Source organism: Streptomyces tubercidicus (assembly GCF_027497495.1).
Lineage (GTDB): Bacteria > Actinomycetota > Actinomycetes > Streptomycetales > Streptomycetaceae > Streptomyces > Streptomyces tubercidicus.
In genome coordinates, this window is record NZ_CP114205.1 from 3449890 (window position 1) to 3470966 (window position 21077).

Below are 21077 nucleotides of genomic sequence, written 5' to 3' on the forward strand. Positions count from 1 at the left end.
CAGTGATTTCCATGGCCAAGCGAATCGACGTCAGCGGCCTCTCCGCGTTCTACGGCAGCCACAAGGCCATCGACGACATCTCGATGACCGTCGAGCCGCGCTCCGTGACGGCCTTCATCGGCCCGTCCGGCTGCGGCAAGTCGACCTTCCTGCGCACCCTGAACCGGATGCACGAGGTCACCCCCGGCGGCCGCGTCGAGGGCAAGGTGATGCTGGACGACGAGAACCTCTACGGCTCCGGGGTCGACCCGGTCGCCGTGCGCCGCACCGTCGGCATGGTCTTCCAGCGCCCCAACCCGTTCCCCACGATGTCGATCTTCGACAATGTCGCGGCCGGTCTGCGGCTGAACGGCGCGTACAAGAAGAGCGAGCTCAAGGACATCGTCGAGAGGTCGCTCAAGGGCGCCAACCTCTGGAACGAGGTCAAGGACCGGCTGAACAAGCCCGGTTCCGGGCTCTCCGGCGGCCAGCAGCAGCGGCTGTGCATCGCCCGTGCCATCGCGGTCGAACCGCAGGTGCTGCTGATGGACGAGCCGTGCTCGGCGCTCGACCCGATCTCCACCCTCGCCATCGAGGACCTGATCGGCGAGCTCAAGGAGCGCTTCACGATCGTCATCGTGACGCACAACATGCAGCAGGCCGCGCGTGTTTCGGACCGTACGGCGTTCTTCAACCTCGCCGCCGTCGGCCAGCCCGGCAAGCTGATCGAGATCGATGACACCGAGCGGATCTTCTCCAACCCGTCGGTCCAGGCCACGGAGGACTACATCTCCGGCCGCTTCGGCTGAGCGCGAGCGCGGCCCGGCCGCTCCGGCCGGGCCGCCCCCACCAGACGTCCTGCGGTGCTGCATGGCGGTGCCACCGCAAGACGAAGGGCCCGCCCCCACTTCCCGGGGGGCGGGCCCACTGCTGTGCTCAGGGGACTGCTGTGTTCAGAAGACCGCGGCGCTCAGCGGACCACGGGCCTCAGGGCACCGCGGCCGAGCCGGAGGTCAGCCGAACACCAACTCCACGATCCAGTACGCGAAGGCCGCGACCAGCGCCGCGGCCGGCATGGTGATGAACCAGCCCATCACGATGTTCTTGGCGACGCCCCAGCGCACCGCGCGCGGGCCCTTGGTCGAGCCCACGCCCATGATCGCGGAGGTGATGACATGGGTGGTGGAGATCGGCGCGTGGAACATGAAGGACGCGGTGTACATGACTGAGGCGGCCGTGGTCTCCGCGGCGAAGCCCTGCGGCGGGTCCAGTTCGATGATCCGGCGGCCCAGGGTGCGCATGATGCGCCAGCCGCCCGCGTACGTACCGAGCGAGAGGGTGATCGCACAGGCCAGCTTGACCCAGATCGGGATGGCTGCGTTCTGGTCCTCGACATCGGCGATGACCAGCGCCATCACCACGATGCCCATGGTCTTCTGGGCGTCCTGGAGGCCATGGCCGAGGGCCATGCCCGCCGCGGACACCGTCTGGGCTATCCGGAAGCCGCGCTTGGCCTTGTGCGGGTTGGACTTCCGGAACATCCAGAGGATGACGACCATCACGAGATAGCCGAGCACCAGACCGATGACGGGCGAGATGAACATCGGCAGGACGACCTTCTCGACCACCCCGGACCAGATCACGGTGGTGCCACCGGCCAGGGCGGCGCCGACCATGCCGCCGAAGAGGGCGTGCGAGGACGACGACGGCAGGCCGAAGTACCAGGTGACGAGGTTCCAGACCACCGCGCCGAGCAGCGCGGCAAAGAGGATGCCCATCCCCTTGCTGCCGTGCGGAGTGGAGATCAGCCCCTCGCTGACCGTCTTGGCGACCCCGCTGCCCAGGAAGGCACCGGCGAGGTTCATCACGGCGGCCATCGCCAGCGCGGCGCGCGGGGTCAGCGCCCGCGTCGAGACCGAGGTCGCGATGGCGTTCGCGGAGTCATGGAAGCCGTTGGTGTAGGTGAATCCGAGCGCGACCGCGATGGTCACGACGAGCGCGAAGGTGTCCATGGGAAGCGCTCAGGACTCCTTGACCGCGATGGTCTCGACGGTGTTGGCGACGTGCTCGAAGGCGTCCGCGGCCTCTTCCAGGATGTCCACGATCTGCTTGAGCTTGAGGACCTCGATGGCGTCGTACTTGCCGTTGAAGAGGTGCGCCAGCAGCTTGCGGTGGATCTGGTCGGCCTGGTTCTCCAGCCGGTTGACCTCGATCCAGTACTCGGTGAGGTTCGTCATGGTCCGCAGATGCGGCATGGCCTCGGCGGTCAGCTCGGCCGCCCGCGCCAGCACCTCGATCTGCTGGTCGATGCCCTTGGGCAGCTCCTCGACCTTGTAGAGGACGACCAGGTCGACCGCCTCTTCCATGAAGTCCATGATGTCGTCGAGCGACGAGGCGAGGTTGTAGATGTCCTCGCGGTCGAACGGCGTGATGAACGAGGAGTTCAGCTGGTGGAAGATCGCGTGGGTCGCGTCATCACCCGCGTGCTCCGCCGCCCGCATTCGCTCGGCGATCTCTGCCCGAGCGGAGGCGTCCGCCCCGAGCAGTTCCATCAGGAGCTTGGAGCCCGTGACGATGTTGTCCGCGGAGGCGGCGAACATGTCGTAGAAGCTCGTCTCCCTGGGGGTCAGACGAAAGCGCACGTGAAATCCTCGGGGTACATCGGATTCGGTCGAGTTGATGCTAGGCGCATCATCCAGCCACTGCTAACCGGCATTCCTTCAGTGTCGCCCATCGTGCAGCATGCTCTGCACGGGGTACCAGGGGTGCCCGCAAAGTTCGGTACCATATACCCACCAGGGGTATATAGATCGCCTAGATACCACGGGAGACGGCATGACGACCACGGACGCCGACGCCGGCGACGGCACCGCTGCCGCCGCGGCCCGCCACCCCCAGGAGCCGGACGCCGACCCCCGAAGCGACGTTCAAACCGTGACCCATCACGCAGAGACTTCTCCGCCCGCCGGTGTGCACGGCTACGCACAGCAGAAGGACGCACACATCAAGCGACTGCGGCGGATCGAGGGCCAGATCCGCGGACTCCAGCGGATGCTGGAAGAAGACGTCTACTGCATCGACATACTCACCCAGGTCTCGGCGAGCACCAAGGGCCTGCAGTCCTTCGGCCTCCAACTCCTGGAGGAACATCTGCGCCACTGCGTCGCCGACGCCGCCGTCAAGGGCCCCGAGGCCATCGACGCCAAGGTCCAGGAAGCCACCAAGGCCATCGAGCGGATGCTGCGCACCTGAGCGAGGCGGACGGGACTTCGAGGACAACCCTTAGCCGGGGCACCGTCCGGCGGGCCCGGCCTGAGGCGGCACCCGGCGGCCCGTGTCGCCGCCGTCCTCCCCGTCGACCTCCAGCACCTCGTCGATACGGTCCGGGCTGAGCCGATCCTCGCTCGCGGCCGCCGCCGCGATCATCAACTCACCAGTCAGGTCGATCTCGACGAGGGCTACGTGGTCCTGGACCGTCGTAGGGCGGTGTCCGGCCACGTACAACACCTCCTCCTTCGAGCGCCTTCCCACGCCTGGGGTGGTTACCGCAAGCCTAGGGACGGGCGCCTGCTCCGCGCATGGCACGGATGGACCATTTCCGCCATCCGGCATGCACCCCCGTCACATGCCCTGCCCGCGACGCCCGGCCTCATGGCGTGGGCGAAGCGATCTTGCCCGCGTAGATGTCCCGTTCGTCCGGAAGCCGCACCGCGACCTTCGTCCCGAAACGGGACAGTTCCGTAGTAGAGGTCACCGAGGCGCCCTGTGGCGCACCGTTGGCGAAACGGAACCACTGGCGCACCTTCCGCAGCCGCCCCGCGTCGTCCAGATACACATCGAACGGCACCTCATCGGTGGTGAACCCGTCCTCCGCGGCGACCAGCGCGGGTGCGGTGCGCGGTGACGCCGCCGCGGCGGCCGCCGCGATGTCGGCCGTACCGCGGTAGTGCCGCACCCGGACCCCGTCCAGCCACTCCTCGCCCTGATACGTCACCTCCCGTGCGCCGCGCAGCAGTTCGGCGGCGGTCAGCGGATCGGTCGCGCCACCGGTGACCAGATTCCCGTCGGGCAGTGCGGCGGTGGCCACCCGTACCCATTTGTCGGCGGGCACCCCGGCCCCGCGGTTCTTCATGAACAGCGCACCGGGCGCGAGGATCTCCGTGATCGGCTGATGGCCGCCGCGGGGTTCACCCGCCGGATCAGGGAGCACCACCCGCAGCCGCCCGGTGCTGGTGGCGAAGTCATACCCGCCGGTGCCGCGGATGGCGACGCGGGTGCCGCCGCTGACGGTCTCCATGGACGTACGGACCGCGGCGGAGCCGGCCCGCACCAGGGCGTCCGCGCTGTCCCGGACCTCGGCCGCGGCGGGGGCGGCCCGGCCGGCCGGTTCCTGGTCGTCGGCCGCGGCCCCGTCCGGGGAACAGCCCGATGTCAGCAGCCCGACCGCCAGACCCGTCCCGCACGCCATGGCCACGGCGACCGTGCCGCCGCCTCGCCTGTCCTGCACCACCATCGCGTACGAGCCCCCTCGGCCGCTGTCTTCGGGAACGGCCTGGGCCGGCCGGTCCGCTCGGGAGGGTCGGACGATCCGCCGGCGCCGCATCTGACGTTCCGTCGACCGCTTCGTTCAACGACTGTCCAGGGGGCTCGTCACGCAAGGGCACCTGGGACGCGTAGCGTGGCCGGGTGCCCGACCGAGCCCCTCACACCACCTTCACCACCGAACGCGGCGCCTTCTGCACGGCCCGCTGCGACTGCGGCTGGCGGGGGCCGGCCCGCCGCGCCCGCTCCCAGGCGCGTACGGACGCGGAGCGCCATCTGGCCGACGTCGAGGCCGGATCCGGCGCCGAGGATGACGGAGACGGCCGCTCACGGGAATGAGGGAGTCCGTTCCGGGAACCCCATCCGCCCCTGCCGCATCTGCCTAGTCGGGAAGCAACGGCACCGCGCCGCAACGGACTTCACGGACAGCACCGGACAGCGCGGCACATCTCCGGGCACAGCGGGACGCGCGGGCAGCGCGTCGCCGCACCCGTGCGATGCCGTTCCCGGCACACGCCCCGTGGCCACCGGCCGGGCCTTCGGCAGACGGGGCAGGAACGTTCGACATCGAGGGGGACTCATCCCAGTGAAGCGGCGCACACTCCTGCAGGCCGGCGGCGGACTGGCGGCGGCCTCGGCCGCCCTGGCCACCGGCTGCGACAACAAGACGGGCGCGGCGGGGACGGCCGCTACGGACGCCGCGGGCGGCGCGGGCGGTATGACCGGGACCAACGCGGCGGCGGCCGCGGCCGGTGGCGGCACCAAGGGCGGGGCCTCCCGGTCCTCCTGGACCGCGCTGGGCAAGAGCCTGGACGGCAAGCTGATACGGGCCTCCGACGCTTCGTACGCGACCGCCCGGCGCCTCTACAACACCCGCTATGACACGCTGAAGCCGTCCGCCATCGCCTATGTCGAGCACCCGGCGGACATCGCCGAATGCCTCGCCTTCGCCCGGCGGCACGACACCCCGGTCGCCATCCGCAGCGGCGGCCACTCCTACGCGGGCTGGTCCAGCGGCAACAACAAGCTCATCATCGATGTCTCGGCGCTCTCCAAGGTCGGCGCGCCGTCCGGCGGCACCACCCGCATCGGCGCCGGCGCCAAGCTCATCGACGTCTACCAGGGCCTCGGGGCGCACGGCGTGACGATACCCGGGGGCTCCTGCCCCACCGTCGGCATATCCGGCCTCACCCTGGGCGGCGGCCATGGTGTGTCCTCCCGCGCGTACGGCCTGACCTGCGACAGCCTCGTCGGCGCCACCCTGGTCACGGCGGACGGCAAGACCGTCGACTGCGACAAGAAGCAGCACGCCGACCTCTTCTGGGCACTGCGCGGCGCCGGCAACGGCAACTTCGGCGTGGTCACCGAGCTCCGCTTCCGTACGCATCCGGCGCCGCGCGCGGTGATGGCGTACCTGACCTGGCCGTGGGCCAAGGCGGCGAAGGTCGTGGCGTCCTGGCAGAAGTGGGGGCCGGTGCAGGACGATGAGATCTGGTCCGCCTGCCATCTCGACGCGCGCCCCGGCGGCACCCCGACCGTCTCCGTCGCGGCCTTCTCCCTGGGCGGCTACGGCGAGCTGAAGAACGCCCTCGACAAGCTCGCCGACCAGCCCGGCGGCCCCGGCCCCGCCAAGAGCGTCCACCTCACGCCGACCGGCTACCTGGACGCGATGGAGTCCTACGCGGGCTGCTCCTCCAAGTCCACCGCCCAGTGCCATATGCCGGGTTCGCTGCCCGGCCAGACCGGCGCCGGCCAGCTGGGCCGCGAGACCTACGCCGCCCGTTCGCACTTCTTCGACCGCGCGCTGTCGACGGCCGGTATCCGCACCCTGATGGACCAGATCGAGGCGGGCGGCCGCAAGGGCGTCAACGGGAATGTGGCGCTGACGGCGCTGGGCGGCGCGATCAACCGCGTCAAGAGCTCGGACACCGCCTTCGTCCACCGCGGCTCGCGGTTCCTCGCGCAGTACTTGACGTCCTGGCCGGAGAAGGGCTCGTCCGGCAGCCGCACAGCGTGGCTGAATTCGTTCCATGACGCGATGCGCCGCTACTCGTCGGGCGCCGCCTACCAGAACTACACCGACCCCGGTCTGCGCGACTGGAAGTCGGCCTACTACGGCGCCGCCGCCACCCGTCTCGCCGAGGTCAAGCGGACCTACGACCCGCAGCGGCTGTTCAGCACCTTCCCGCAGGCGCTCTGAGACCGCCCGCACTCCTGCGGACACACGGACGGCCCGGCCCCCGCGAGGGGCCGGGCCGTCCGCATCCGCCAGGCCATACAGGCCGGGGCCGGCCGGTTCGGCGAACCGGCCGTGCCCTCAGGCCGCCAGATCCTTGTCCCGCTCCTTGTTTCCGCGCCGCATCGCCGAGCCCGTGGCCACCACCCGGCCGCCCTCGCCGTCCTGCCCCGCCTGGCCGTCCACGTCCGCCCCGGCGCCCGGCGCACACACCAGCCAGGCCAGCTTCGACCGGCTGATCGCCGTCGTCAGCGGCACCAGCATCGCCTGCGCCGGCGGCGCCAGCAGCAGCGCGACGGCGGTGCCCAGCGCGAAGCCGCCGATCACATCGGTCGGGTAGTGCACGCCCATGTAGACGCGGCAGAAGCCCTCGGCGAGCGCCAGCAGAATCCCGAGCAGCCCGAACTTCCGGTGGGCGATGAACAGACCGACGCCGACCGCCATGGTGAGCGTCGCGTGGTCACTGACGAACGAGAAGTCGCTCTTGCCGGGGATCAGCACTTCCAGCCCGGCGTGGTCCTTGAACGGCCGCGGCCGCTCGACGAATGACCGGATCGGGATATTGGCCAGCAGGGCGATGCCCGCGGCCAGCGGCGCCCAGATCAGGCCCGCGACGGCGGCCGGCGCGCCCGGACGGCGGCGGGCGGACCACCAGGCGATCAGACACAGCACGCCGAGGCCGGCGATGATGCCGTACTCACCGATGTACTCCATGGCCTTGTTGACCCAGTGGGGGGCGTCCTTCGCGAGGCCGTTGACGCCGTCGAGCACGTCGACGTCGGGGTTCGGCCTCTCGAATGCGAGTCCAGCCATCTGCAGCGGCCCCTTATCTATCGCGCGCGCGAGCGCCTTCGTGTGCTGCCTGCCCCCGTGGTCGTCGAGCGTGTGCCGTATCAAGCGCTGCTACGTCCCCACGCCAAGAAAACGCGATGCCCACCCCGGTCGTTCCACCCGCTATCGGATGATCACCAGGACGTTATCGAAGCTTGACTCATCACCGCAGTTCAGGGCCCCATGTTCACGCAGCGTTCGTACCGGGCAGCGCTTTTGCGCCATCCGAGGTGACGCGGGTCGCACCGATGTAGTCCGGCGTATCGATCTTGTCGAACCGGATCACGGCCCCGGTGTACGGCGCGTTGATCATGTACCCGCCTCCCACATAGATCCCCACATGGTGGATCGACCGCGGGTCCTTCAGGTCGTTCGCGAAGAACACCAGGTCACCCGGGAGCAGCTCATCCCGCTTCGGATGCGGCCCGGCGTTCCACTGGTCGTTCGCCACCCGGGGCAGCTCGATGCCCACGGAGCGGTACGCGGCCTGGCTCAGCCCGGAACAGTCGAACCGGCCACCCTGCGCCGCGGTTCCCGTGCCGCCCCACAGATAGCGCGTACCGAGCTTCTGCTGTGCGAAGTAGATGGCGCCGGCCGCCTGCCGCGACGGCTCCACCCGCCCCGCCGGCGCCTCGAAGCTCTTGGCCAGCGTCGTGATCGTCTTCACATAGTTCTGTGTCTCGCGGTACGGCGGCACCCCGTTGTACTGGATGACGCGGTAGGCCCCGGCGTTATAGGCGGCGAGCATGTTGTGCGTGGCATTGCCCGGCGCGCGCTTCACATAGCTCGCCAGCTCGCAGTCGTACGAGGCCGCCGACGGAATCGCGTCCTCCGGGTCCCATACGTCCTTCTTGCCGTCGCCGTTCCCGTCGACGCCATGGGTCTGCCAGGTCCCCGGAATGAACTGCGCCATGCCCTGCGCGGCCGCCGGGCTCTGCGCCCGGGGGTTCCATCCGCTCTCCTGATAGAGCTGCGCCGCCAGCAGCGAGGGACTTATCGCCGGGCAGAGCGTCCCCCACTTCTGCACCAGCTGCTGATATTCGGCGGGCACCGCCCCCTTCGCCAGCCCGAGCGCCCGCCCGCCGGCCCCGGCCAGTCCGGCCGCCGCCATATACGTACCGATCACAAGCAGTCCGAGCAGGCAGAACACCAGCCCTGCCCCGAGCCCTCCGGCCACCCAGAATTTCCGCACCCTCCAACCCTCCCCCATTCAGCCCCGGTTCACTGCCTTTTTCCGGCCGCTCCCGCGCGCCCCGCCGCTCCGGGTGCCGCACGACGGCGCATCCCGCGGCGCACGGGGCGCTCCGGCCGGGGTCCGGTCGCACCCACGGCGGCTCCCGTACGCCGCCGGACGAGCGACACCGCATCAGATCCCCACAGGAGGCGGGCCATGGACCCGAACGGGCTACGCGCGGTCCGGCGCGCCGGACCGGCCACCGGGGCTCCCGATGATCATTGCCCAGGGTTAACGCCCGTGATACACACGGTGAGACCAGCCGGTTGAATGGAGGACGAGCGCCCACCGGCACACGCCATCCGCACGGGATCCTTCAAAGAAAGCCGCCAAGTCGACAGCTGACGGCCCATTTGTCAGCGAAGATAGAGACGACCTGTGCCGCGCCGGCACGGGGACACAACTACCCATCAAGGGGCGGTGAGTTCATTCATGTTCATTGCGGCCGAAAAAGGCGACATCACCACCATCATCGGCGGAATCGCCCCGGACTGGGGCCCGTTCGGGAGCCTGGGCAACGAGGCCCGCGTGATGGTCGAGGTGATCATGGCAGTGGCGATCCTGCTGTGCCTCGGCATCGCGATCTGGGGCGCCGCCAAACAGCGCATCGGCGCCACCGCGCTGCGCGACACCTTCAGCGCCGAACAGGGCAAGGGCCTGATCGTGGCCGGCCTGACCGGCGTCTTCATCATCGGCTCCCTGGGGACGCTCTTCACCATCGTCTACGGAATGGCGGTCTAGGCCCCGCGCCCTGTGGCGGTGCCACCGCCCCTAGGGCGCGCCCCCGCCCCCGTCCGTCCGTCCCCGCGTCGCCCCCGTGCGCCCCCGCCCACCCTCTCTCCGCCGCCCCGTGCCCCCACTCGCTTCCACCGGCCCCACCTCCCCTGCCGAGGCCACATGCTGACGCCCGCTCACGCCGGCCCGACGGAACCGCAGCACGCCCTCATCACCCCCGCGACCAGCGGACCGATTGGGCCGAGCGCTGCGCGGGGACAGGTGGGACCGGGGGCAAGAAGGCGTAAGCAGGCGACCGGCGACCGCGGAGCAGACGATGCGCACAAATAACCCAGAGTCCCCCATTCGCCTCTGCCGTACCGCATCTGAGGACCCGTCACGGTGAGATGTACTCGTACCGCTGCACCCGAGCCGCCGCCCGCGCGGCTACGGTCATATGAGGGCGGCACAACTAGGGCACGCACGGCGACGGCGGCAGAGGGGGCACAGGCGCGATGAGTCTCGGTGACGACGGCGGCTACGGCGGCGAAGGCCACCGCGGTCCGGGGACGGGCCAGACCCGGACCAGACTTCCCGACAACGACGGCGAGGGCTACGGCTCGGGACGGCGCTCCCGCGGCGGCCTGTCCAGCCGCAACCTCGTCACGATCGTCGGGGTGATCGTCCTGCTGCTCGCGGCCATCGCCTTCGCCAACCGCGGCGGCAGCGGCAACAGCGAAACCGCCACCAACGACTCCCCCAAGGACCCCGGCCGCGCCCAGCCCACCGCCCCCACCGGCACCAAGGCCGTCAGCGGCAAGACCAGCGGCATCGCCTCGGGCTTCGCCAAGACGGAGCAGGGGGCGCAGTCGGCGGGGGCGAATTATGCGGTGGCGCTGGGGTCCTCGGACATGTTCCACCAGGACCAGCGGCACAAGATCGTCGACACCGTCATGGCGCCGTCGGCCGCCGCCGCCTTCCAGAAGAAGCTCGATGACGTCTACTCACCGGACTTCTTCAAGACCCTCGGGCTGAAGGCGGACGGAAGCGCCCCCGCCAAGATGACCTTCGTCTCGCGCACCATCCCGATCGGCACCAAGGTCAAGGACTTCGCAAAGGACCAGGCAACCGTCGAGGTCTGGTGCACCGGCCTGCTCGGACTGGCCGGCGAGGGTTCCGTCAAACCCGTCACCACGAGTTGGTTCACCCTCACGATGAAGCTCGCCTGGACGGGCAACGACTGGAAGACGCTGACACGCTCTCAGAATGACGGCCCCGCACCGGTCAGCGGGGACGTCCCCGCCTCCGGAGCGAAGGACATCGCGGGCGCGGTCCAAGGGTACGGAGGTTTCACGTATGCCCGGTAGGCCCATGCACCGCCGCGCGGCCTCGGTCGCCACCGTCTTGGCAGTCGTACAGACCTGGGTCTTCCTGCTGGCGACACGCGCCATGGCCGCGCCGGTGCCCGACCCGGGTCCGGCCTCGGAACGCTGCAAACTCCTCAGCGGACCCGCCCTGCAGATCTGCCGGCAGCGCAATGAATCCGGCAGCGACTCACCGCCCACCAACCCGCTCGACACCAACCCCCTCGACCCCCTCGAATCCATCGCCAAAGGCTGCGCCAAAGCCGCCGCCTGGATCGTCAGCAAGCTGTCGGAGGCGGTGAAGGCCACCTCGCAGGTGGACTTCACCAACGCCGCGTTCCTGCGGCAGTACGCCGTCGTCTTCGCCGCCTCCACCGTGCTCACGCTCGTCCTGTGGCTGCTGGCCGTCGCCAAGCGCGCGGTGCGCGGGGTGCGGCTGACGGAGGCGATCAGCGAAGCGGTCGGATTCCTCTGGCTGACCGTGCTGGCCTCCGCCTTCACCCCGCTGATCCTCTACACCATCGTCTCGGCGACCGACGGGGTCACCGAGATCATCGCGAAGGGGACGGGGGCGCAGACCGACACGTTCTTCGGGGCGTTCTCGCAGGCGCTCACCAAGGGCACGGACATCGGCGGCGGCCCGATCATGCTGATCGTGGTGTCGCTGGTCTCCGTGCTCGCCGCCGGTGTGCTCTGGCTGGAGCTGGTGATCCGCGCCGCGCTGCTGTACGTCGGGGCGCTGCTCGGCACGGTCGTCTACGCCGGGCTGGTCGACAAGAACATGTGGGGCCATGTGCGCCGCTGGGCGGGCATCATGATCGCGGTGATCCTGGTGAAGCCGGTCATCGTGATCGTGCTCGGCGTCGCCGGTGCGCTCTCCCACGACAAGGGCCCGAACGCCTTCTCCGCGGTCGTCTCCGGCCTCTCGATCATCGTCCTGGCCATCTTCGCCAGCGCGGTGATCTACCGCTTCGTCCCCGGCTTCGGCGACGAGATGGTCTCCGCCCGTACGAACAAGGGCCGGGCCACCGACGGCAGCCAGGCCGCCGCGATGATCTCCTCGCCCGCCGCGCTGGTCTCCCAGGGCATCAAGGCCCACAGCTCCCGCGGCTCCGGCGGCGACGGCGGGCAGGCGCAGGGCGGCCAGTCCCGCCCGGCCGACGCGGTGGCCGGCGGCGTCGCCGCGCACAGCTCCCGTGGCGGCGGCCGCTCCTCGGCACCCGCCACCCCCGCCCCCCGTACGAACCCCGGCCCGAGCAGCAGCTCCCGCACCGGCAAAACAGCAGGAGGTGAGGGGCGTTGAGCACGCAGTCCCACCCGATCGCGCCACGTCGCACGTATCTGATCGGCCGCGCCCGGCCCAATGCGATCGTCGGCAAGAACCGCGAGACCGGTGAGATCGCGCTGATCATCGCCGGCGCGTTCCTCGGCATGGTGGGCGGGCTGGCGGGGGGCATTCTCCCGGTGCGGATCGCGGCCCTCACCGGCTTCCCGATGCTGGCGCTCGCCCTCGTCTACGTGCCGTACAAGGGCCGTACGTTCTACAAGTGGTTCGAGATCCGGCGCAGCTTCCGCCGGACGGTCCGCCGCGGCGCCACCTACCGCGCCGGCGCCGCCGAGGCGGGCGTCCGGCTGGACGGCCGGGAGGTCGAGATCGGCCCGCCGCCCGGCATCGGCCGGATCAACTGGCTCTCCGCCCCGTTCGGCCCGGACGAGATCGCGGTGCTGCTGCACGCCGACCGCAAGACGGTGACGGCGGCCATCGAGATCGAGGGGCCGGGCGTCGGCCTGCGGGACAGCGAGGACCAGGAGGCGCTGGTCGACCGTTTCGGGACGCTGCTCAAGCATGTGGCCAACGGGGACGGCTTCGTGACCCGGCTGCAGATGCTGGCCCGTACGCTCCCCGCCGACCCGGACGCGCACGCCAAGGACGTCGCCCAGCGCGGCGACAAGAACTCCCCCGACTGGCTGCAGGACTCCTACGACCAGCTCCAGTCGATGGTCTCCACCTCCTCCGAGCAGCACCGCGCCTACCTCGTCGCCTGTATGCACTACACCCGCGAGCTGGCCGCCGAGGCGCAGACCATGGCCCGCGCCGCCCGGATGCACCAGGGCGGGCTGCTGCGCAAGAAGCTGGACCGGGACGCCGGACTCGCGGTCGTCATGGCCCGTGAGCTCACCGACATCTGCGCCCGGCTCGCCGAGGCCGACATCCGGGTGCGCCAGCCGCTCGGCCAGGCCCGGCTCGCCTCCCTCGTGCACTCCATGTACGACCCGGACCACCCCATCGACCACATCCAGGCGATGAGCAAGCGCAACGCCTGGCCGGCCGAGCTGGACGCGATGGAGCCGACGTACCTCCAGGCCAAGACGCGGGAGTCGACGACCCGCGCGCCCTGGTGCCACGCCACCGCCTGGGTCAAGGAGTGGCCGCTGACCCCGGTGGGCGTCAACTTCCTCGCCCCCCTCCTGGTGCACACCCCGGATGTGATCCGTACGGTCGCGGTCTGCATGGACCTCGAACCCACCGAGATCGCCATCGAGCGGATGCTGACGGAGAAGACGAACGACGACGCCGAGGCCAGCCGCGCCGCCAAGATGAACCGCGTCGTCGACCCGCGGGACGTCGCCCACCACGGCCGCGTCGACCAGCGCGGCGAGGACCTCGCGTCCGGCGCCGCCGGCGTCAACCTCGTCGGCTACCTCACGGTGTCCTCCCGCTCGCCCGAGGCACTGGCCCGCGACAAGCGCACCATCCGCGCCTCGGCCGGCAAGTCCTATCTGAAGCTGGAGTGGTGCGACCGCGAGCACCACCGGGCGTTCGTCAACACTCTGCCGTTCGCGACCGGGATCCGCCGCTAAAGCCGCTGGGAGGCGCGTACGTCATGGCCATGCTCGATCCGATCGGAGCGCTCACCGAGGCGTTCACCAGCTTCCTGTTCGGGAAGGTGGAGACCACCCGGCTGCCCGTACGCACCTCCACCGGCCAGGCCCAGGCCGTCTATCTGCCCACCGCGGCCCCCGGTCTCGGCGACTCCGGCGTGATCATCGGCCGTGAGGTCTACAGCGGCAAGGGCTATATCTACGACCCGTTCCAGCTCTACGGACAGCAGCTGCCCGCCCCCCACTGGCTGGTCCTCGGCGAGTCCGGCAACGGCAAGTCCGCATTGGAGAAGACCTACGTCCTGCGGCAGTTGAGGTTCCGGGACCGGCAGGTCGTGGTGCTGGACGCGCAGGGCGAGGACGGCGTCGGCGAGTGGAACCTCATCGCCCAGGAGCTGGGGATAACTCCCATCCGCCTGGACCCGACCGCCGCCCTCAACGGCGGCATCCGCCTCAACCCCCTCGACCCGTCGATCACCACCACCGGCCAGCTCGCCCTGCTGCGCACCATCATCGAGGTCGCCATGGGCCACGGCCTGGACGAACGCTCCGGCTTCGCCCTCAAGGTCGCGCACGCCTACGTCACCGACACCATCACCCACCGCCAGCCCGTGCTGACCGACATCGTCGAGCAGCTGCGGCACCCGGAGGCGGAGTCGGCGGAGGCCATGAACGTCGACATAGACGACGTCCGGGCCTGGGGTCTCGACGTGGCGCTGGTGCTCGACCGGCTCGTCGACGGTGACCTGCGCGGCATGTTCGACGGACCGACCACCGCCGGTATCGACCTCGACGCACCACTGATCGTCTTCGACCTGTCGCATATCGACCGCAACTCCATCGCGATGCCGATCCTGATGGCGATCGTCGGCGTCTGGCTGGAGCACACCTGGATCCGCCCCGACCGCAAGAAGCGCATCTTCCTGGTCGAAGAGGCCTGGCACATCATCAACTCCCCGTTCGTGGCCCAGCTCTTCCAGCGGCTGCTGAAGTTCGGCCGCCGGCTCGGCCTGTCCTTCGTGGCCGTCGTCCACCACCTCAGCGACGTGGTCGACGGCGCCGCCGCACGGGAGGCCGCGGCCATCCTCAAGATGGCCTCCACCCGCACCATCTACGCCCAGAAAGCCGACGAGGCCCGCGCCACCGGCCGGGTGCTCGGTCTGCCACGGTGGGCCGTCGAGATCATCCCGACCCTCACCCCCGGCATCGCCGTCTGGGACGTCAACGGCAATGTCCAGGTCGTCAAACACCTCATCACCGAGGCCGAACGCCCGCTGGTCTTCACCGACCGGGCGATGACCGAGGCTTCCGCGATGAGCGAGGCGTCCGCGATGCCGACGGACGAGGCGCGGGCGGTCCAGGCGGCCGCGGACGCCGAGGCCGAGGCCCGCGCCGAGGCCATGGCGATGGAGCGGCAGTGGAGAGACGAGTCGAGCGAGACGGTGGCGTGACCCGCGGATACGACGACGAACGAGGCGCCGCACGCCCCCGGGGACGCGGCGTCCCCGACTCCCTCCTGGTCGGACTGCTCGCCTTCCTGCTGGGCCTGACCGTGCTGGTCTGGACGGCAACGGGGCTGGCCGGCCTGTTCGCCCACGGTGCCTGGCCCGCGGGCGTCACCTACTCCGGTACGCCGATGGCCCTGCGCCATCTGGTCTCCGCCCCGCACGACATGGCCGCCGCCTGGCCCGGCACCCCCAAGAGCCAACTCTCCGGCTACGGCCTCTTCTGGGGCATTTTCATCGGTGAGCTGATGGTGCTGCTGGTCCTGGTGATCTTCACGCTGGGGACGGTCGCCCGCTACCGCGCCGTACGAGCGGCCCGCCGGGCGAAGGCCCGAGAGGCCCGGGAGGCCCGCCTGACGGACCGGGAGACACGGGAGACCCGGGAGGCCCGACAGGACACGGAACGCGCCGCCCGGAAGCTCAGAGAGGCCCAGGAGGCCCGGGAAGCCCTCCGGCCGGCCGTCCCCGCCGCCCAGGCCCCCACACCCCTCAACGAGGACGCCCCGGCCACACCGGCGACACCGGCCGCCCCTCCCTCGCCGCCCCTGGACACCGTCCCCACCGGCCCCGTCCCGGAACAGCGCACCGCACCCCCACCCACGGCACCCTCACTCACCCCCGCCGACGACGGCGCCCCCACCGAACTCACCCTCCCCCGCGTCGAGTTCATCACCGACCGCACCGCCGCCCTCGCGACCTCCGTCGCCACCGCGGCCGCCGCCCCGGGCGCGCTGATCATCGCCACGACGGACCCCGGTCTCTGGGCCGAGACCAAGGACGCCCGCGCCAAGCTCGGCCCGCTGCTGACCTACGACCCGACGCACCGCCTCGACACCCCCGCCCGGCTGCGCTGGTCCCCCACCTCCGGCTGTACGGACCTCCCCACCGCCGCCGCCCGTGCCACCGCCCTGCTGGCCCCCGTACGCCCGCCCGGCGCCCTGGACTCTGCGGTCGCGGACGCCGCCCAGACCTTGCTGCGCTGCTGGCTGCACGCCGCCGCGGTGGACGGCCGCCCGTTCCGCCAGCTGCACCGCTGGGCACACGCCACCGGCGCCACCCAGGAGCCCGTCCGCATCCTCCGTACCAGCCCCAAGGCCTCGGCCGGCCAGGCCGGCGAACTGGAATCGGTGCTCACGGCCCACCCCGAACGCCGGGAAGCCGCCCAGGCGTTGATCGGCCGGGCGCTGACCGCCCTCTCCTCGATCCACATCCGGGATGCCTGCACCCCACTTCGAGCAGATTCGGTTCTCCTCGAATCATTCATCGATGAGGGGGGAACGCTTTACGTGGTAGGCGAGCCCATCGAGGACCCGCGTACCGACCCGGGTGCGATGCCACTGCTCACCGCACTCCTCTCGCACGTGGTCGAGCACGGCCGCCGCATGGCCGAACGGTCATCTGACGGTCGGCTCGACCCACCACTCACCCTCGTCCTGGACGACATCGCGGCCCTCGCCCCGCTGCCCGCCCTCCCCGGCCTCCTCGAAACGGGCCGCACCCGCGGACTGCTGACCCTGGCCACCATGCGCTCCCAGGAACAAGCCCGCGCCCGCTGGCCCCACCACTCCCTCCGGGCCTGACCCCCGGCCCCAAGGCACTACCCCCGCCACAGCGCCATCTCCCGCTCGCGCGCCGCGGAGTCCTTCGGATCGGCCATGCTTCGCCCCGTCGCCAAGAACCCCAGCCGCCGGTAGAACGCCTCGGCCCGCGCGTTCTCCTCGTGCACCCACAGCCGTACGCGCTCGACCACCGGCTCGGCCCGGCTCCACGACCAGGCGATCGCCGCCCGCAGCAACTCCCCTGCCAGCCCCGTCCCCCGGTGCTCGGGCCGCACATACACCCCGACCACATGCGTCTGCGGCGCCTCCTCGTCCGTCTCGACGAGAGCCACCACCATGCCGCCCCAACCCCCGTCCGCGGCCTCCCCGATGAACGTCACGACCGAGTGGCCCTCAGCACTCCGCGCCGCCCGCTGCCGCCAGAGCGCATCCGGCCGGCCCACGGCCTCCTCGAAGGTCTCGTTGAACGCCACCCGGGCCACGGGATCGGCCAGGGCCGCCAGCCGCAGCTCCTTCAGTCGTTCCCACTCGCCCGCCTTCACCGGCCTGATCACATACCCCATACCGCTCAGCATCTCAGCGCCCATGCCGAACGGCGGGCCCTTTTCTGCCCGGAAACGCAGAAAAGCCCCACACCATAGGGTGCGGGGCTTTCCCACAATGATTGTTCGGCGGCGTCCTACTCTCCCACAGGGTCCCCCCTGCAGTACCATCGGCGCTGAAAGGCTTAGCTTCCGGGTTCGGAATGTAACCGGGCGTTTCCCTAACGCAATGACCACCGAAACACTATGAAGTTAACCAACCCGGACATTGACACAGGTCGTTACTTCAGAACCTACACAGTGGACGCGAGCAACTGAGGACAAGCCCTCGGCCTATTAGTACCAGTCAACTCCACCCGTTACCGGGCTTCCATATCTGGCCTATCAACCCAGTCGTCTACTGGGAGCCTTAACCAATCAAGTTGGTGGGAGCCCTCATCTCGAAGCAGGCTTCCCGCTTAGATGCTTTCAGCGGTTATCCTTTCCGAACGTAGCCAACCAGCCATGCCCTTGGCAGGACAACTGGCACACCAGAGGTTCGTCCGTCCCGGTCCTCTCGTACTAGGGACAGCCCTTCTCAAGACTCCTACGCGCACAGCGGATAGGGACCGAACTGTCTCACGACGTTCTAAACCCAGCTCGCGTACCGCTTTAATGGGCGAACAGCCCAACCCTTGGGACCGACTCCAGCCCCAGGATGCGACGAGCCGACATCGAGGTGCCAAACCATCCCGTCGATATGGACTCTTGGGGAAGATCAGCCTGTTATCCCCGGGGTACCTTTTATCCGTTGAGCGACGGCGCTTCCACAAGCCACCGCCGGATCACTAGTCCCTACTTTCGTACCTGCTCGACCCGTCAGTCTCACAGTCAAGCTCCCTTGTGCACTTACACTCAACACCTGATTGCCAACCAGGCTGAGGGAACCTTTGGGCGCCTCCGTTACCCTTTAGGAGGCAACCGCCCCAGTTAAACTACCCACCAGACACTGTCCCTGATCCGGATCACGGACCCAGGTTAGACATCCAGCACGACCAGAGTGGTATTTCAACAATGACTCCACAACCACTGGCGTGGCTGCTTCAAAGTCTCCCACCTATCCTACACAAGCCGAACCGAACACCAATATCAAGCTATAGTAAAGGTCCCGGGGTCTTTCCGTCCTGCTGCGCGAAACGAGCATCTTTACTCGTAATGCAATTTCACCGGGCCTATGGTTGAGACAGTCGAGAAGTCGTTACGCCATTCGTGCAGGTCGGAACTTACCCGACAAGGAATTTCGCTACCTTAGGATGGTTATAGTTACCACCGCCGTTTACTGGCGCTTAAGTTCTCAGCTTCGCCAACCCTAAAGTTGACTAACCGGTCCCCTTAACGTTCCAGCACCGGGCAGGCGTCAGTCCGTATACATCGCCTTACGGCTTCGCACGGACCTGTGTTTTTAGTAAACAGTCGCTTCTCGCTGGTCTCTGCGGCCACCACCAGCTCACACTGCAAGAGTGATCACCAGCAATGGCCCCCCTTCTCCCGAAGTTACGGGGGCATTTTGCCGAGTTCCTTAACCATAGTTCACCCGAACGCCTCGGTATTCTCTACCTGACCACCTGAGTCGGTTTAGGGTACGGGCCGCCATGAAACTCGCTAGAGGCTTTTCTCGACAGCATAGGATCATCCACTTCACCACAATCGGCTCGGCATCAGGTCTCAGACTTCATGCTGCCCGGATTTGCCTAGACAGCGTCCTACACCCTTACCCCGGGACAACCACCGCCCGGGCTGGACTACCTTCCTGCGTCACCCCATCACTCACCTACTACCACCTTGGGTCAGCGGCTCCACCACTCCCCTCAACTCCGAAGAGATCAGGGCGGCTTCACGGCCTTAGCATTAATGGGCTCGATGTTTGGCGCTTCAAAGCGGGTACCGGAATATCAACCGGTTGTCCATCGACTACGCCTGTCGGCCTCGCCTTAGGTCCCGACTTACCCTGGGCAGATCAGCTTGACCCAGGAACCCTTAGTCAATCGGCGCACACGTTTCCCACGTGTGTATCGCTACTCATGCCTGCATTCTCACTCGTGAACCGTCCACAACTCGTTTCCACGGCTGCTTCACCCGGCACACGACGCTCCCCTACCCATCACAGCCTCCGTTAGGAGTATTACTGCAATGACACGACTTCGGCGGTGTGCTTGAGCCCCGCTACATTGTCGGCGCGGAATCACTTGACCAGTGAGCTATTACGCACTCTTTCAAGGATGGCTGCTTCTAAGCCAACCTCCTGGTTGTCTCTGCGACTCCACATCCTTTCCCACTTAGCACACGCTTAGGGGCCTTAGTCGATGCTCTGGGCTGTTTCCCTCTCGACCATGGAGCTTATCCCCCACAGTCTCACTGCCGCGCTCTCACTTACCGGCATTCGGAGTTTGGCTAAGGTCAGTAACCCGGTAGGGCCCATCGCCTATCCAGTGCTCTACCTCCGGCAAGAAACACACGACGCTGCACCTAAATGCATTTCGGGGAGAACCAGCTATCACGGAGTTTGATTGGCCTTTCACCCCTAACCACAGGTCATCCCCCAGGTTTTCAACCCTGGTGGGTTCGGTCCTCCACGAAGTCTTACCTCCGCTTCAACCTGCCCATGGCTAGATCACTCCGCTTCGGGTCTTGGGCACGCTACTCAACGCCCTCTTCGGACTCGCTTTCGCTACGGCTTCCCCACACGGGTTAACCTCGCAACATACCGCAAACTCGCAGGCTCATTCTTCAAAAGGCACGCAGTCACGACGTTGAGCCAAAGACTCAACGCGACGCTCCCACGGCTTGTAGGCACACGGTTTCAGGTACTATTTCACTCCGCTCCCGCGGTACTTTTCACCATTCCCTCACGGTACTATCCGCTATCGGTCACCAGGGAATATTTAGGCTTAACGGGTGGTCCCGCCAGATTCACACGGGATTTCTCGGGCCCCGTGCTACTTGGGTGATTCTCAAGCAAGCCGCTGATGTTTCAGCTACGGGGGTCTTACCCTCTACGCCGGACCTTTCGCATGTCCTTCGCCTACATCAACGGTTTCTGACTTGCCTCACAGCCGGCAGACTGTGAAAGAGAACTCCCACAACCCCAACCACGCAACCCCTGCCGGGTATCACACGTGACTGGTTTGGCCTCATCCGGTTTCGCTCGCCACTACTCCCGGAATCACGGTTGTTTTCTCTTCCTGCGGGTACTGAGATGTTTCACTTCCCCGCGTTCCCTCCACACTGCCTATGTGTTCAGCAGCGGGTGACAGCCCATGACGACTGCCGGGTTTCCCCATTCGGACACCCCCGGATCAAAGCTCGGTTGACAGCTCCCCGGGGCCTATCGTGGCCTCCCACGTCCTTCATCGGTTCCTGGTGCCAAGGCATCCACCGTGCGCCCTTAAAAACTTGGCCACAGATGCTCGCGTCCACTGTGCAGTTCTCAAGCAACGACCAGCCACCCACCACCCCAACCCGAAGGCTGAGTTCACTGGGGCCGGCATCGCGAAGGTCCAGACTCATGTCCGTACCCTCAGATACCCAACAACGTGCCCGGCCCACTCGATCCATCACCACGTTCCACGCCGAAGCAGTACTAGTGACAACCAATCAAGTGCGCCGAATAGTCAACGTTCCACCCATGAGCAACCAGCATCAGACATTC

17 protein-coding genes and 2 rRNA genes are annotated in these 21077 nt (G+C 68.2%); 10 read left to right on the forward strand and 9 right to left on the reverse strand.

From position 1 onward, the window contains the following. Nucleotides 1–11 precede the first annotated feature (11 nt). A complete protein-coding gene (gene pstB, locus STRTU_RS14805; RefSeq protein ID WP_159743963.1) occupies nt 12–788 on the forward strand; it encodes a phosphate ABC transporter ATP-binding protein PstB in 777 nt (258 codons plus the stop codon). 204 nt (nt 789–992) lie between these two features. On the opposite strand, the gene STRTU_RS14810 is transcribed toward pstB, so the two are convergent. Both STRTU_RS14810 and STRTU_RS14815 read right to left on the reverse strand, forming a co-directional pair. Then, the gene (locus STRTU_RS14810) at nt 993–1991 is read right to left on the reverse strand and encodes an inorganic phosphate transporter (protein ID WP_159743964.1); all 999 of its coding nucleotides are present in this window, start codon (nt 1989–1991) and stop codon (nt 993–995) included. A 9-nt stretch (nt 1992–2000) separates the two neighbouring features. After that, nucleotides 2001–2621, reverse strand: coding sequence for a DUF47 domain-containing protein (locus tag STRTU_RS14815; protein WP_042162406.1), 621 nt, complete (start codon nt 2619–2621; stop codon nt 2001–2003). Between the two features lie 193 nt (nt 2622–2814). On the opposite strand from STRTU_RS14815, the gene STRTU_RS14820 reads away from it, so the two are divergent. Continuing rightward, the gene (locus STRTU_RS14820; RefSeq protein WP_159743965.1) at nt 2815–3231 is read left to right on the forward strand and encodes a metal-sensitive transcriptional regulator; all 417 of its coding nucleotides are present in this window, start codon (nt 2815–2817) and stop codon (nt 3229–3231) included. 30 nt (nt 3232–3261) lie between these two features. On the opposite strand, the gene STRTU_RS14825 is transcribed toward STRTU_RS14820, so the two are convergent. Together STRTU_RS14825 and STRTU_RS14830 are read right to left on the reverse strand one after the other, a co-directional pair. Further along, the gene (locus STRTU_RS14825; RefSeq protein WP_174878962.1) at nt 3262–3486 is read right to left on the reverse strand and encodes a hypothetical protein; all 225 of its coding nucleotides are present in this window, start codon (nt 3484–3486) and stop codon (nt 3262–3264) included. Nucleotides 3487–3628: 142 nt separating this feature from the next. Then, nucleotides 3629–4492, reverse strand: coding sequence for an SCO4651 family lipoprotein (locus STRTU_RS14830; RefSeq protein WP_159743966.1), 864 nt, complete (start codon nt 4490–4492; stop codon nt 3629–3631). 173 nt (nt 4493–4665) lie between these two features. Between STRTU_RS14830 and STRTU_RS14835 the strand changes: the two genes are divergently transcribed. After that, complete coding sequence (locus STRTU_RS14835; RefSeq protein WP_159743967.1) at nt 4666–4860, forward strand: hypothetical protein; 195 nt, start codon at nt 4666–4668, stop codon at nt 4858–4860. A 247-nt stretch (nt 4861–5107) separates the two neighbouring features. Then, nucleotides 5108–6721, forward strand: coding sequence for an FAD-binding oxidoreductase (locus STRTU_RS14840; protein WP_159743968.1), 1614 nt, complete (start codon nt 5108–5110; stop codon nt 6719–6721). Nucleotides 6722–6838: 117 nt separating this feature from the next. Here STRTU_RS14840 and STRTU_RS14845 read toward each other — a convergent pair whose 3' ends face one another. Then, nucleotides 6839–7570 (reverse strand): phosphatase PAP2 family protein, encoded by a 732-nt coding sequence (locus STRTU_RS14845; RefSeq protein WP_159743969.1) that lies wholly within the window; start codon nt 7568–7570, stop codon nt 6839–6841. A 205-nt stretch (nt 7571–7775) separates the two neighbouring features. Next, nucleotides 7776–8780, reverse strand: a complete 1005-nt coding sequence (locus tag STRTU_RS14850; RefSeq protein ID WP_159743970.1) for a C40 family peptidase — start codon at nt 8778–8780, stop codon at nt 7776–7778. A 474-nt stretch (nt 8781–9254) separates the two neighbouring features. On the opposite strand from STRTU_RS14850, the gene STRTU_RS14855 reads away from it, so the two are divergent. From STRTU_RS14855 to STRTU_RS14880, 6 genes are all read left to right on the forward strand, one after another. Continuing rightward, complete coding sequence (locus STRTU_RS14855; RefSeq protein WP_018541441.1) at nt 9255–9563, forward strand: hypothetical protein; 309 nt, start codon at nt 9255–9257, stop codon at nt 9561–9563. A 488-nt stretch (nt 9564–10051) separates the two neighbouring features. Beyond that, the gene (locus tag STRTU_RS14860; protein WP_159743971.1) at nt 10052–10903 is read left to right on the forward strand and encodes a DUF8175 domain-containg protein; all 852 of its coding nucleotides are present in this window, start codon (nt 10052–10054) and stop codon (nt 10901–10903) included. Continuing rightward, on the forward strand, nt 10893–12203 hold the full coding sequence (locus tag STRTU_RS14865; protein WP_159743972.1) for a hypothetical protein: 1311 nt from the start codon (nt 10893–10895) through the stop codon (nt 12201–12203). The genes STRTU_RS14860 and STRTU_RS14865 overlap by 11 nt, the downstream gene beginning before the upstream one ends. Further along, on the forward strand, nt 12200–13762 hold the full coding sequence (locus STRTU_RS14870; RefSeq protein WP_159743973.1) for an SCO6880 family protein: 1563 nt from the start codon (nt 12200–12202) through the stop codon (nt 13760–13762). The genes STRTU_RS14865 and STRTU_RS14870 overlap by 4 nt, the downstream gene beginning before the upstream one ends. 29 nt (nt 13763–13791) lie before the next feature. Next, nucleotides 13792–15234: an ATP-binding protein gene (locus STRTU_RS14875; protein WP_159746956.1), complete on the forward strand. Its 1443-nt coding sequence runs from the start codon at nt 13792–13794 to the stop codon at nt 15232–15234. After that, a complete protein-coding gene (locus tag STRTU_RS14880; RefSeq protein ID WP_176604215.1) occupies nt 15231–16868 on the forward strand; it encodes a type IV secretory system conjugative DNA transfer family protein in 1638 nt (545 codons plus the stop codon). The genes STRTU_RS14875 and STRTU_RS14880 overlap by 4 nt, the downstream gene beginning before the upstream one ends. Before the next feature lie 17 nt (nt 16869–16885). On the opposite strand, the gene STRTU_RS14885 is transcribed toward STRTU_RS14880, so the two are convergent. The 3 genes from STRTU_RS14885 to STRTU_RS14895 all read right to left on the reverse strand — a co-directional run bounded on the left by STRTU_RS14885 (nt 16886) and on the right by STRTU_RS14895 (nt 20827). Beyond that, a complete protein-coding gene (locus STRTU_RS14885) occupies nt 16886–17434 on the reverse strand; it encodes a GNAT family N-acetyltransferase (RefSeq protein ID WP_308789376.1) in 549 nt (182 codons plus the stop codon). Nucleotides 17435–17513: 79 nt separating this feature from the next. Further along, nucleotides 17514–17630: ribosomal RNA gene (gene rrf / locus STRTU_RS14890) — 5S ribosomal RNA — on the reverse strand. A 75-nt stretch (nt 17631–17705) separates the two neighbouring features. Then, nucleotides 17706–20827, reverse strand: a 23S ribosomal RNA gene (locus tag STRTU_RS14895). Between the last annotated feature and the right edge of the window lie 250 nt (nt 20828–21077).